The organism is Enterobacter soli ATCC BAA-2102, from assembly GCF_001654845.1.
In the GTDB taxonomy this organism is placed as follows: domain Bacteria; phylum Pseudomonadota; class Gammaproteobacteria; order Enterobacterales; family Enterobacteriaceae; genus Enterobacter; species Enterobacter soli.
The window spans coordinates 69925-83459 of sequence record NZ_LXES01000018.1 but is presented as its reverse complement, the minus strand read 5'-3'; the positions used below and the strand labels follow the sequence as shown (position 1 = coordinate 83459).

13 protein-coding genes are annotated in these 13535 nt (G+C 56.6%); 7 read left to right on the top strand and 6 right to left on the bottom strand.

Annotated features, from left to right (window positions below; translation table 11 throughout):
• Positions 1-21 precede the first annotated feature (21 nt).
• The 4 genes from nlpA to M987_RS06225 form a co-directional block, all read right to left on the bottom strand.
• Entirely contained in the window at positions 22-822 is an 801-nt protein-coding gene (gene nlpA / locus M987_RS06240) for a lipoprotein NlpA (protein ID WP_014068312.1), read from the bottom strand.
• A gap of 186 nt (positions 823-1008) precedes the next feature.
• Entirely contained in the window at positions 1009-1407 is a 399-nt protein-coding gene (locus tag M987_RS06235) for a type II toxin-antitoxin system VapC family toxin (protein WP_014068311.1), read from the bottom strand.
• Positions 1408-1671: an antitoxin gene (locus M987_RS06230; RefSeq protein WP_014068310.1), complete on the bottom strand. Its 264-nt coding sequence runs from the start codon at positions 1669-1671 to the stop codon at positions 1408-1410. It abuts the gene before it with no gap.
• Positions 1672-1788: 117 nt separating this feature from the next.
• Positions 1789-3276: an MDR family MFS transporter gene (locus M987_RS06225; RefSeq protein WP_014068309.1), complete on the bottom strand. Its 1488-nt coding sequence runs from the start codon at positions 3274-3276 to the stop codon at positions 1789-1791.
• Positions 3277-3369: 93 nt separating this feature from the next.
• On the opposite strand from M987_RS06225, the gene M987_RS06220 reads away from it, so the two are divergent.
• Positions 3370-4017: a TetR/AcrR family transcriptional regulator gene (locus tag M987_RS06220; protein ID WP_014068308.1), complete on the top strand. Its 648-nt coding sequence runs from the start codon at positions 3370-3372 to the stop codon at positions 4015-4017.
• Here the strand turns inward: M987_RS06220 and M987_RS06215 are convergent.
• Positions 4014-4433 (bottom strand): GNAT family N-acetyltransferase, encoded by a 420-nt coding sequence (locus M987_RS06215; RefSeq protein WP_014068307.1) that lies wholly within the window; start codon positions 4431-4433, stop codon positions 4014-4016. The genes M987_RS06220 and M987_RS06215 overlap by 4 nt on opposite strands.
• 186 nt (positions 4434-4619) lie before the next feature.
• Here M987_RS06215 and M987_RS06210 point away from each other — a divergent pair, with 186 nt between their 5' ends.
• From M987_RS06210 to M987_RS06185, 6 genes are all read left to right on the top strand, one after another.
• Complete coding sequence (locus M987_RS06210) at positions 4620-5189, top strand: TetR/AcrR family transcriptional regulator (RefSeq protein WP_014068306.1); 570 nt, start codon at positions 4620-4622, stop codon at positions 5187-5189.
• 148 nt (positions 5190-5337) lie between these two features.
• Positions 5338-6459: an efflux RND transporter periplasmic adaptor subunit gene (locus M987_RS06205; RefSeq protein WP_014068305.1), complete on the top strand. Its 1122-nt coding sequence runs from the start codon at positions 5338-5340 to the stop codon at positions 6457-6459.
• Positions 6459-9569, top strand: coding sequence for an efflux RND transporter permease subunit (locus M987_RS06200; protein WP_014068304.1), 3111 nt, complete (start codon positions 6459-6461; stop codon positions 9567-9569). The genes M987_RS06205 and M987_RS06200 overlap by 1 nt, the downstream gene beginning before the upstream one ends.
• Positions 9569-10930, top strand: coding sequence for an efflux transporter outer membrane subunit (locus M987_RS06195; protein WP_014068303.1), 1362 nt, complete (start codon positions 9569-9571; stop codon positions 10928-10930). The genes M987_RS06200 and M987_RS06195 overlap by 1 nt, the downstream gene beginning before the upstream one ends.
• A gap of 43 nt (positions 10931-10973) precedes the next feature.
• Complete coding sequence (locus M987_RS06190) at positions 10974-12128, top strand: multidrug effflux MFS transporter (RefSeq protein ID WP_014068302.1); 1155 nt, start codon at positions 10974-10976, stop codon at positions 12126-12128.
• A gap of 87 nt (positions 12129-12215) precedes the next feature.
• A complete protein-coding gene (locus M987_RS06185) occupies positions 12216-12512 on the top strand; it encodes a YicS family protein (RefSeq protein ID WP_014068301.1) in 297 nt (98 codons plus the stop codon).
• A 59-nt stretch (positions 12513-12571) separates the two neighbouring features.
• On the opposite strand, the gene M987_RS06180 is transcribed toward M987_RS06185, so the two are convergent.
• Positions 12572-13522: a LacI family DNA-binding transcriptional regulator gene (locus M987_RS06180; protein ID WP_014068300.1), complete on the bottom strand. Its 951-nt coding sequence runs from the start codon at positions 13520-13522 to the stop codon at positions 12572-12574.
• Positions 13523-13535 lie beyond the last annotated feature (13 nt).

Below are 13535 nucleotides of genomic sequence, written 5' to 3'. Positions count from 1 at the left end.
CGGGTTTCCCCGCCGGAATGCTTACCAGCCAGGCACCGCGCCGCCGTTAAAGATAGTCTCTGCCGCTTTCGCCACCTCAGGTGACTGATACGACTGAATAAACTCCTTCACGTTCTCGGCGTCTTTGTTGTCTTCACGCGTCACCACAATGTTCACGTACGGTGAATTTTTGTCTTCGATAAATACCCCGTCATGCACCGGTGACAGTCCGGTTTGCTGGAGATAGGTGGTGCTGATAATGGCGACATCGACTTTCGGGTCATCCAGCACGCGCGGCAGTTGCGCCCCTTCCAGCTCCATGATTTTCAGGTTTTTGGGATTTGCGGTGATATCCAGCGCCGTCGGCAACAGGCCCACGTCTGGTTTGAGGGTAATCAGCTTCTCTTTTTGCAGCAGCAACAGCGCACGGCCGAGGTTGGTCGGGTCGTTCGGAATGGCAATGGTCGCGCCATCCTTCAGGTCGGCCACGGATTTAATCTTGCGGGAATAACCGGCCATCGGGAAGACGAAGGTATTGGCTACCGCCACCAGCTTGTAGCCGTGCGCCTTGTTATCTTCTGCCAGGAACGGGCGGTGCTGGAAGACGTTGGCATCCAGTTCACCGTGGTTGGTGGCATCGTTTGGCAGCAGCGAGCCGCTAAAGCCCACCAGCTCGACATCCAGGCCATATTTCTCTCTTGCGACCTTTTTGGCGACTTCCGCCACATCCTGCTCCGCGCCGTTAATCACGCCGACTTTAATGTGTTTGGCATCGCTGCCACCTTGATCACAGCCCACCAGCAGCAGGCCCGCGAGAACCAGAGCACCCAATCGAAATTTCACCAGACAGTTCCTTTTGATAAACGTTTTGATGACTATATCGACAACGCGGCGGCGGGCTAAAAACCGAAAAGGAATCAATAAGAAGGATAAGTTATATACGGTTTTTTGCCGGGTGGCGCTGCGCTTTCCCGGCCTACGTGAGTGGTCGTTGTAGGCCCGGTAAGCGTAGCGCCACCGGACGTGGGGTCAGGCAACGGTAGTCCAGTCCTCTACCGTAAGATCCTGCACCATCGCGAAAGCGTGATCGTTAGTGACCACCGTGGTTCCCCTGCTGATCGCGTGTGCGGCAATCAGCTGGTCGAGATCGCCCATCACTTTTCCACGCTTTTCCATGTCTGCACGCAGTTTGCCGTAAATGGCTGCGGCGTCACTGTCCCAGTGACAAATGGTGATGGTTTTAAGAAATTCCAGGATGGTTTCTTGTAATGTAATGCTCTGCTTTTTGGCAATGCCATAAAGCAACTCGGCCTCCGTTACGCTTGAAATACACATTTCTTCGGGCGCTATTCGGGAATATTGATTGACCACCGCAGGATGTTGCTTTACCAGGTGGCTCACCATGTTTGTATCCAGCATATGCCGCATTCACTCTAGCCCTGCAAAAGGATCTCTTGTCGTATAGCTTTGATTGCGTTCCTCTTTACTCAGAAACGAATCAGGCACATGCGTCTGTTTTAGTAAACGCAAAAAGATTTCCCTGTGCCGCGCTTTCTCTGACATTGCCGTCAGAACAACATTCCCCTGCTCATCCCGACGGATATAAACATTCTCTGTATCAAATGCGAATTCCGCAGGCAGAACAACGGCCTGATTTCGCCCCTTTTTAAATAGCTTTGCTTTGCGTTCCATTGCAACCTCTGCCGATTTATTGACCAGACCAAATCATGCGCCTGCGCCAGAGGAGAAGACAAGCGTGACCTTTCAAATTAGGAAAGCGACTCGCAACAAATAGACGAACCGCTAACCTCACGCCTCACGGCGTCGCAGCGGCGCTTCACGTAAAAACCACGACAGCACAAATGCCAGCACCATAATGCTTGCGGCCAGCAGGAACACGGCGTGGATAGCCGAGCCGAAGGCATCAAGATAATCCAGCCTCAGGGCCTCCGGCAGGTGATGAATGGCGGTCGGATCCAGTGAGCGCGGCAGGTTAGCCCCTTCCGGTAAACGGTCCGTCAGCCCGGATTGCAGCATGTGCGTGAACACCGCGCCAAACAGCGCGACGCCAATCGCCCCGCCGATGGAACGAAACAGCGTGACACCCGAGGTCGCCACACCGTACTGATCTGCCGACACGCTATTTTGCACCGCCAGCACCAGCACCTGCATCACCAGCCCAAGCCCCATCCCCAGAACGCCGGTGAACAGGTACAGCTGCCAGGTCGGAGAGTGAATCGAAATTCGCGTCAGCAACACCATCCCGACCACACCCAACAGCGTGCCGAGGATCGGAAACAGGCGGTACTTCCCGGTATGGCTGATGATCCGCCCGCTGATAATCGAGGTCAGCAGCAAGCCGCCCATTAGCGGGATCAGCTGCAAACCGGCCTGCGTTGGGGTGGCGTCTTTCACCACCTGCAAATAGAGCGGCAGGAAAGTCACCGAACCAAACAGCGACATCCCGATAATAAAACCAATCAGACTACAGAGCAGGAAGCTACGGTCGCGGAACAGCGACAGCGGGATAATCGGCTCCCAGGCCAGGCGTTCCTCGTAGATAAACCCGATGATCCCCGTCAGGCCAAAAGCCAGAATGCACCACAGCTGCGGGTCGTTCCACGGGCGAATAGTCCCGCCTTCCGTGGTGAACAGAATGATGCACAGCAGCGCCATACTGAGGTAAATCGCCCCCAGGTAGTCAATCTCGTGCTTGCTGCGCCGGGCACTGCCATGAAAGACCGCACCAATCACCAGCAGAGCAAACAGTCCCAGCGGCAGGTTGATGTAGAAAATCCAGCGCCAGGAGGCGTGCTGCACGATGAAACCGCCAATCAGCGGCCCGATGACGGTCGCCAGGCCGAACACGCCGCCAAACAGCCCCTGATAACGTCCACGCTCGGCAGGCGGAATAACGTCCGCCACGGCGGCCATACTGATGACCATCAGCCCGCCGCCACCCAGCCCTTGCAGGGCGCGCATCAGCACCAGCTGGGTCATGTTTTGCGCCAGCCCGCACAGCACGGAGCCTGCCAGGAACAGCACAATCGCAATTTGCAGGACGATTTTCCGGCCAAACAGATCGCCAAATTTGCCGTACAGCGGCACCACGATGGTAGAGCTGAGAATGTAGGCCGTGACCACCCAGGAGAGCTTATCCAGCCCGCCCAGTTCACCCACAATGGTTGGCAGCGCCGTGGAGACAATCGTCTGATCCAGCGCGGAAAGCAGCATCACCAGCAGCAGCGCGCTGAACAGCAGCTTTATCGACGGCGCTTTTTGCGCAGTTTGAGCCATTACGTCGGACTCCATAAGACATCACTTGAAATTAATTAATTGGATAATTAATATTTGTGTAAGTGATGAATAAGATCAAGAGATACTGTGACCATGTCAGCACAAAAGGACAATTCTGAACCCCGCCGCCCTGGCCGTCCGCGCGGTGGCAAACGTGTTACCGCCAGCCGCGAGCAGTTGCTGGATATCGCGCTGCATCTCTTTTCCCGGCAGGGAATTGCCAATACGTCGCTGAACGCGATTGCGAAAGAAGCGGGCGTGACGCCTGCGATGCTGCACTACTACTTTAACTCCCGGGAACAGCTGCTTGATGCGATGATTGAGGAACGTTTCCTGCCATTACGCAGCAAAATCAGTGCTATTTTCGCCGAAAACCCGGACACCCCGGTAAATGCCCTGACACAGATGGTGCAGGCTCTGGCTGATTTGGCCGGGCAACACCACTGGTTTGCGCCGCTGTGGATGCAGGAAGTGATCGGCGAGATGCCGGTTCTGCGCACGCATCTGCACGCGCGATTTGGCGATGAAAAATATCAGACAACGCTGACCGCTATCACACGCTGGCAGCAGGAAGGAAAACTGAATCGTGAGCTTGCACCGGAGCTGCTATTCACCACGCTACTGAGCCTGGTACTGGTGCCCTTCTCGCGGATGCGCAATGACGAGAGGCTACAAGCCCTCTCGCCGGACATCATTGTGCGTCATGCCTTAGCAGTGATCGGCCACGGGATAGGTGGCTAGAGGGATTTGGTCAGGTAGTGCCGCTGCATTCCCGGATACGGGTAGTCTGGCAGGGACATCTGTAGCTGGTATCCCTGCTTTTCATAGAACGGGCGCGCCTGGAAACTGGCTGTATCCACCAGCGCGTGCTTGCAGCCTTTGCGTCGGGCTTCATTTTCTGCCGTTTTGATAATCTGGCTACCCACGCCGGAACCCCGCACGCTATCGCTGACCCACAGAAAATCGATGTTTAACCAGTCGCCTTTACGTACACCGATTAACCCGCCCAACATTGCGCCTTTATCATCTCGCACGTAAACGCCAATATCGCCGCTAAAGGTCGTCAGATCCAAAAATTGCCCGTTGTAGGCTCTTAATCCCGTTAATAACTCGTCTTTCTCTTGCTGCGTGACATTATCGGTCGTGCTCAGGTGCATATTGTTCTCCTTATTTTCTGTGCATTCTTAATATCGCACAGCCTCTCCTTCACAGAAACTCCTTAATTCCTTCATTCTTTTTAGCTGGAAATATTCATTCAATATGTAAATAAAAAAACTCTTTCCAATACGCTCTTAAAACGTATAATGAGAACGATCATTCTCACTTTTTCACGGTAACCGACGATGAGCCCAACGCTTGCAGAACGCCAAAAAATACGCCAGGACGAGATCATCACTGCGGCACGACGCTGCTTTCGCGCCAGCGGATTCCACGCGGCCAGCATGTCGCAAATCGCCAGCGAGGCGAAGCTCAGCGTCGGGCAAATCTATCGTTATTTCAGTAACAAAGACGCGATTATCGAAGAGATGATCCGCCGCATCATCGACTCGCGCATTGAAGAGATGCAGGGTAAAACGCTGGTTGAAGGGATGCCGGAAGCCCTCGCCTCACGCATGACGCTTAACGAAGATGACGATGCGCTGATGCTCGAAATGTCCGCCGAAGCAACACGCAACCCACAGGTGGCGACCATGCTTATCGAGGCAGAAGCCCGCATGTTTGCCAACGCCTGTACGCACCTGAAAAAGCAATTTCCCCACCTCAGTGACGAACATATCCGCTGCTGCGTGGAGATCACCGCCGTGATGATCGAGGGCACCATATACCGTCGATTAACACCTTTAAAAGTACCATCAGAACAGTTACAGCCCATTTATCAGGATATTTTAAATATGCTTTTCACTGCGAAGTAGTCGTATGTGAATAATTAAAAGAGATAAGTAATTTCTCGCTTTTACATTTCCGGTGCTACCGGAGATGCGGTATCGCTGTGCCTTTAAATAGCCCTCCTCCTTGTTAAGCCATTAACAGGGCAGGCATCGTTCACCCTGGAAAAACATTATGAAAGCCATAACAACCTCCATCGCGGCATTATTCCTCCTGACGGGGTGCGATAATGCGCAAACATCTGCTCCCCAGCGCCCCCTCCCGGAAGTGGGCATTGTCACCCTGATGAGCCAGCCGGTGTCGGTGGTCAGCGAGCTGACCGGCCGCACCACCGCCGCCATGAGCGCCGAAGTGCGCCCGCAGGTCGGCGGCATTATCCAGAAGCGGCTATTTACCGAGGGCGATACCGTTAAAGCCGGGCAAGCCCTGTATCAGATTGATCCCTCAAGCTATCGCGCCGCTTACGATGAAGCCGCCGCAGCACTGAAACAGGCGCAGGCGCTGGTAACGGCCGACTGCCAGAAAGCCCAGCGCTATGCGCAGCTGGTGAAAGACGACGGCGTATCGCGCCAGGATGCAGAAGACGCAAAATCCACCTGTGCGCAGGACAAAGCCAGCGTGGAGTCGAAAAAAGCCGCCCAGGAGAGTGCACGCATTAACCTCAACTGGACGACCGTCACCGCGCCGATTGCCGGGCGTATCGGCATCTCTTCCGTCACGCCAGGCGCGCTGGTCACCGCTCAGCAGGATACTGCACTGGCCACCGTTCGGGGTCTGGACAGCATGTACGTTGATTTAACGCGCTCCAGCGCCGACCTGCTGCGCTTACGCAAACAGACTCTCGCCAGCAACAGCGACACCCTGAGCGTATCCCTGTTGCTGGAAGACGGTAGCACCTACAGCGAAAAAGGCCGCCTGGCGCTGACCGAAGTCGCGGTGGATGAATCCACCGGCTCGGTGACGCTGCGCGCCGTCTTCCCGAACCCGCAGCATCAACTGCTGCCGGGGATGTTTGTACGCGCCAGAGTAGATGAAGGCATCATGAACGATGCGATCCTCGCGCCGCAGCAGGGCATTACCCGCGATGCCAAAGGCAACGCCACCGCGCTGGTAGTGGATGCCAGCAACAAAGTGGAACAGCGTCAGCTGGAAACGGGCGACACCTACGGTGACAAATGGCTGGTACTGAGCGGCCTGAAAGCCGGCGATAAGCTGATTGTTGAAGGTACTGACAAAGTCACTGCCGGTCAGGAAGTGAAAGCCGAAGAGATGAAAGACAACGGAGGAAACGCCTGATGTTTTCCCGTTTCTTTGTGCGCCGCCCAGTGTTTGCGTGGGTGATCGCCATTCTGATTATGCTCGCGGGGATGCTGGCGATCCGCACGCTGCCCGTCGCGCAGTACCCGGACGTTGCGCCGCCGTCGGTCAAAATCTCTGCCACCTATACCGGTGCATCGGCGCAGACGCTGGAAAACAGCGTCACCCAGGTCATTGAACAACAGCTGACCGGGCTGGATAACCTGCTCTATTTCACCTCCACCAGCAGCTCAGACGGTTCGGTCAGCATTAACGTGACTTTCGAACAGGGGACCGACCCGGATACCGCGCAGGTTCAGGTGCAAAACAAAGTCCAGCAGGCAGAGTCACGCCTGCCGACCGAAGTGCAGCAGTCCGGGATCACGGTCGAAAAATCGCAGAGTAACTTCCTGCTGATCATGGGCGTCTACGATAAGACCGACAAATCCAGCAGCTCCGATATCGCCGACTGGATGGTCAGTAACGTGCAGGACCCGCTGGCGCGCGTTGAAGGTGTGGGGAGCCTGCAGGTGTTTGGTGCTGAATACGCCATGCGCATCTGGCTCGACCCGGCGAAACTGGCCTCTTACTCGCTGATGCCGTCCGACGTGCAAAGCGCGATTGAAGCGCAGAACGTGCAGGTCTCTGCCGGTAAAATTGGTGCGCTGCCGTCTTCAAACGCCCAACAGCTGACCGCCACCGTGCGCGCCCAGTCGCGTCTGCAAACGGTCGATCAGTTTAAAAACATCATCGTGAAGAGCCAGTCCAACGGCGCGGTCGTGCACATGAGCGACGTTGCCCGCGTGGAGATGGGCAGTGAAGATTACACCGCAACCGCGAAACTGAACGGCCACCCGGCAGCGGGTATGGCGGTGATGCTCTCCCCGGGTGCCAACGCGCTGGATACCGCCACGGCGGTGAAGAACAAAATCGCTGAATTTAAACGCGCGATGCCGGAAGGCTACGATGTTGCCTACCCGAAAGACAGCACCGAGTTCATCAAAATCTCGGTTGAGGACGTGATCCAGACGCTGTTCGAAGCCATCATCCTTGTGGTGGTGGTGATGTACCTGTTCCTGCAAAACATCCGCGCCACGCTTATCCCAGCGCTGGCCGTGCCGGTAGTGCTGCTGGGTACATTTGGCGTCCTGGCGCTGTTCGGTTATTCCATCAATACCCTGACGCTGTTTGCGATGGTGCTGGCGATAGGGCTTCTGGTGGATGACGCCATCGTGGTGGTGGAAAACGTCGAGCGTATTATGCGCGACGAAGGGCTGCCCGCCCGTGAAGCGACCGAAAAATCGATGGGTGAAATCTCCGGCGCACTGGTCGCCATTGCCCTGGTGCTGTCCGCCGTGTTCCTGCCGATGGCGTTTTTCGGCGGCTCTACCGGGGTTATCTATCGTCAGTTCTCGGTCACCATTATTTCGGCGATGATCCTCTCGGTCGTGGTGGCGCTGACCCTGACGCCAGCGCTCTGCGGCTCGGTACTGAGCCACACCCCACCGCACAAAAAAGGGTTCTTCGGCGCGTTTAACCGATTCTACAGCAAAACCGAACACGGCTATCAGAACAAGGTGCTGCGCGCACTGCGCCGCTCCGGCGGGATGCTGGCCATCTACGCCCTGCTCTGCGGCGCGATGGGGCTGGCGATGCTGAAACTGCCGGGCAGCTTCCTGCCAACGGAAGACCAGGGTGAAATCATGGTGCAGTATACCCTGCCAGCAGGCGCCACGGCAGTACGCACCGCAGAGGTGAGCCGCCAGGTCCGCGAATGGTTCCTCAACAAAGAGAAAGCCAATACCGACGTTATCTTTACCGTTGAGGGCTTTAGCTTTAGCGGCAGCGGCCAGAATGCCGGGATGGCGTTTGTCTCGCTGAAAAACTGGTCTGAGCGTAAAGGCGCAGAGAACACCGCCCAGGCGATTGCCCTGCGTGCCACGCAGGATCTGAGCACCATTCGTGACGCCACCATCTTTGCCATGACGCCGCCTGCGGTCGACGGCCTGGGGCAGAGTAACGGCTTTACCTTCGAGCTGATGGCGGCCGGCAATACTGACCGTGAAACCCTGCTCAAAATGCGTAACCAGCTGATTGGTGAGGCCAATCAGGATAGCGACCTGCACGCCGTGCGTGCCAACGATCTGCCGCAGATGCCGCAGTTGCAGGTGGATATTGATAACAACAAAGCCGTGTCTCTGGGGCTTTCCCTCAGTGATGTGACCGACACACTCTCAAGCGCCTGGGGTGGGACCTACGTGAACGACTTTATCGACCGGGGTCGCGTGAAAAAGGTCTATATCCAGGGCGATAGCGATTACCGCGCCGTGCCGTCCGATCTTAACAAATGGTATGTCCGCGGCAGCGACAGCACCATGACGCCGTTCTCTGCGTTCGCCTCCACCCGCTGGGAATACGGCCCGGAAAGTCTGGTGCGCTACAACGGCTCGGCCGCCTATGAGATCCAGGGCGAAAACGCCAGCGGCTCCAGTTCCGGTACGGCGATGAGCAAAATGGAACAGCTGGCCAACAACCTGCCATCCGGCACGACATGGGCGTGGAGCGGGCTGTCGCTGCAAGAGAAACTGGCGAGCGGTCAGGCGATGAGCCTGTATGCCCTCTCCATTCTGGTGGTGTTCCTGTGCCTGGCCGCGCTGTATGAAAGCTGGTCGGTGCCGATTTCCGTCATCCTGGTGATCCCGCTTGGTGTACTGGGGGCAGCCGTGGCCGCCACCCTGCGCGGCCTGAACAACGACGTTTACTTCCAGGTGGCGCTGTTGACCACCATCGGTTTGTCGTCGAAAAACGCCATTCTGATTGTTGAATTTGCCGAGGCGAAAGTGGCTGAAGGGTATTCCCTGACCCGCGCCGCCATACGCGCCGCCCAGACACGTCTGCGCCCTATCATCATGACCTCGCTGGCGTTTATTGCAGGCGTGACGCCGCTGGCGGTGGCTACCGGTGCCGGAGCCAACAGCCGCGTGGCAATCGGTACCGGCATCATCGGCGGTACGCTCGCCGCCACGCTGCTGGCTATCTTCTTCGTCCCCTTATTCTTTGTACTGGTGAAACGTCTGTTCTCCGGTAAACACGCAAACCGGAGGTCATAATGTTTCGTGTCTCTGTTTTAGTCTTAGCCCTGCTGAGCGCAGGCTGTGTCTCGCTCGATCCAACTTATCAGCGCCCTGACGCACCCGTCCCGGCGACGTTGCCGGGCGCACACGGTGAAGCCAATACCGTGGTCAGCCAGTGGCAGCAGGTGATGAACGATGCGCGGCTGAAAAGCGTGGTGACGATGGCGCTCAACAGTAACCGTGATGTGCAAAAAGCGATTGCGGATATCGACGCCGCCCGCGCTCAGTACGGTGAAACCCGTTCGTCACTGTTCCCGACGGTGGACGCGGAACTGAGCCACACCCGCAGCCGCACGCTGGCAAGCGGTGTGACCACCAGCGACGAAGCCAACGGCGCGGTATCCAGCTTCGAGCTGGATCTGTTCGGCCGTAACCAGAGCCTGTCCCGGGCGGCGCGTGAAACCTGGCTTGCCAGCGAATTCACCGCCCAGAATACCCGCCTGACGATGGTCAGCGAGCTGACGACGGCCTGGGTTACTCTCGCCGCCGATAACAGCAACCTGGCGCTGGCGAAATCGACGATGGAGAGTGCCGCGAATTCTCTCAACATCGTGAAACGCCAGCAGCAAGTCGGCGTTGCGGCGGCCACGGATGTCAGCTCAGCGATGGCCGTTTACCAGCAGGCGCGGGCCAGCGTGGCGAGTTATCAAACCCAGGTGATGCAGGACAAAAACGCCCTGAATCTGCTGGCGGGCGCGACCGTACCGGATAACCTGCTGCCCGGCACGCTGGAGAGCCTGAGCGATAACGCCATCACCCTGATCCCGGCAGGCGTCAGCTCGAGCACACTGCTGCGCCGCCCGGATATTCAGGAGGCAGAACATAACCTGCTGAGTGCGAATGCCAATATCGGCGCTGCGCGCGCCAACTTCTTCCCGACGATTTCGCTCACTGCCAGCGCAGGTATGGGCAGCGATTCGCTGTCGTCCCTGTTCAGCCACGGCTTGAAGGTCTGGTCGTTCGCGCCATCCATCACCCTGCCGCTGTTTAGCGGCGGCAACAACATGACGCAGCTGCGCTACGCTGAAGCAGAGAAAAAAGGGCTGATTGCCACCTACGAAAAAACCATCCAGAGCGCGTTCAGGGATGTGGCCGATGCGTTGGCACGGCGCGAAACGCTGAGCGAGCAGCTGGATGCTCAGCGTGAATACGTGGCCGCCGAGCAAAAAACGCTGGATGTAGCAACGCGCAGCTATCAGGCCGGCGCGGGGGATTATCTGACGGTCCTGACCGCGCAGAGGTCGCTGTGGTCGGCGCAGGCATCACTGATTTCATTACAACAAACCGACCTGGAAAACCGCATCACCTTGTGGCAGTCACTGGGCGGCGGTCTTTAGCATGGTTAGCCGGGCGCTTGCCCGGCCTACGGGACAGATCAATATGGCAAAACTCTCTTTCTCATTTGCAGCGATTCTTGGCCTGCTGACGGCCATCGGGCCATTGTGCTCTGATTTTTATCTTCCGGCGCTGCCGGAGATCGCCACGCATCTGAACACCTCCACCACGCTGACCCAGCTTTCGCTGACCTCGGCGCTGATTGGCCTCGGGCTTGGGCAGCTCTTTTTCGGCCCGCTGAGCGATCGCATGGGGCGAAAAATGCCGCTCCTGATTTCGCTGCTGCTGTTTGTGGTAGCTTCTGTGCTATGTGCCACCACGCAGAATATCTACGCGCTGATTGTCTGGCGGTTTTTACAGGGCGTTGCCGGAGCGGGTGGCTCGGTTCTGGCGCGCTCTATCGCCCGCGATAATTATCACGGCACGATGCTGACGCAGTTCTTCGCCCTGCTGATGACAGTTAACGGCATTGCGCCGGTGGTTTCTCCGGTACTGGGCGGTTATATCTCATCACACTTCGACTGGCGGATGCTGTTCTGGGTGATGGCCGGTGCGGGTCTGGCGTTGCTGATCGCCAGCCAGCTGTTTATCCGTGAATCACTCAGTGAAAAATCCAGCGCGGGATCGCTGCTGGGCACGGCTAAAACGGTACTGAAAAATCGCCGTTTTATGCGCTTCTGTCTGATTCAGGCCTTTATGCTGGCGGGACTTTTTTCCTATATCGGTGCCTCCTCGTTTGTATTGCAAAACGAATATGGCCTGAGCGCCATGCAATTTAGTCTGTTGTTCGGCATAAACGGTATCGGGCTGATTATTTCCGCGCTGATCTTTTCTCGTCTGGCCCGTCGCCATCCCTCGGAAGGGTTGATGCAAATAGGTCTGGTGCTGGCCGTTGCCGCGGGCGCATTAACGCTGCTCTTCGCCTGGATGCACCTCTCAGCGCTTGCGCTGATCGCGCTATTTTTCACCGTCGCGTTTAACAGTGGGATCAGCACCATTGCGGGCTCAGAGGCCATGAGCGCGGTCGAGGCTCGCGAGTCGGGTACGGCGTCGGCCATTCTGGGAATGCTGATGTTTTTGTTCGGCGGGATTGCGGCACCACTTGCCGGGATTGGCGGAGAAACTATGCTGAAAATGAGTTTCGCCGTGGTCGTCAGCTATAGCATTGCACTGGTAATCGGTACTCATACGCGCGAATGAGCAAATTCATACTTTCGGCTTGAGTCGGAACGGTGAATGTAACTATATATTTCAGGTGAAACATGTGACTCAATACCGGAGGTTTCAATGAAATCTGCACACCTTTTTTGCCTGATTGTTTGCCTGCTGTTCGCCGCGTTCGTTCATGCCCAGGAGGAAGAAAGCCCGGCTAAGGACGCGCAGATTAAGCAGCAGGTGCTAAAAGACATCAAGAAAACCTGCACGCCGCAGCGAAAACAGAGTGATAAAGAGTGGCAGGCGATGATTTTGTCATCCGAGGCAAATCAACTGCTGGTGAAAAACGCCATCACGGCGGTGAAGCGCGACAATCTGGATGGCTACTGGGCGGCGATCGGGCAGATTGATTGTATGGAAGATTATTGAGGGTTGGGCACGTGCTTCTCGCCGGGTGGCGCTGCGCTTACCCGGCCTACACACCATTTTTAACGCTTACGTATATCAGGAATGATCAAATCTCCGCGTAAGACGTACGACCCGAGCATCTGCGTTTTCTCGTTCAGCCAGGCCACAATTCTCGCTGCCATCGCATCCATCGAATACTCAATGGCCGGGATCACCGGGATACCCGGCAGATGCAGCGAACCGGCAAGGCTGAAGACCATAATGTCGTCCGGTACGGATTTATTAAACGCCTGCAACTGCGGAATAACACGCTGGGCTTCCTGTTCGTCAGCCACCAGCAGCGCGTTAAAGTTCAGCGTGGTGGCGTTATTGAGAAGCTCCTGGAGTGCAACGGAAGAAGACGTTGCCTCCATAAAGACCAGATTACGGTTAAAGGGCAGGAAATTTTTCTCCAGCGCGTGCTTATAGCCCAGCAGCACCTGGTCGGCAAAACCGCTACCCTGTGGCTGGATCAGCGCAATCTGGCGACGCCCCTGGCTGGTGAGGTAGTTACAGGCGGTTTCGGCGGCGAAGGCATGATCAAACTGAATGCTGTTGGCGTTATCAGCTTCCATGCAGTCGACCAGAATGACGTTTTCCATCTCGATATCCAGCGGGAAACGCGCGCCGATCACCAGGATGTCATCACATAAGCCGCAGGAGAGCTCTTCAAGCGCGTGCATCACTTCCGCTTTGGTATGCGCAAAACGCAACAGCAGGTGTTTTTGATGCTGACTGAGGTGTTTTTCCAGCGCGTAAAGATAACCGGTAGTCTGGTTAATATTTTCCTGCGCGCAAATCACGCCAATACAGCCCGTGGACTGGCTCAGCAGCGACTGTGCAATCACATTAGGCCGGTAGTTCAGCTCATCCACCGCTTTCAGAACGGCCAGACGGCTGGCTTCCTTTACGCCACGCGACCCACTCAACACCCGTGATACCGTGGCTTTGGACACCCCGGCCAGACGTGATACATCGTTGATTGTAGACATCTCTCTCCCCTGA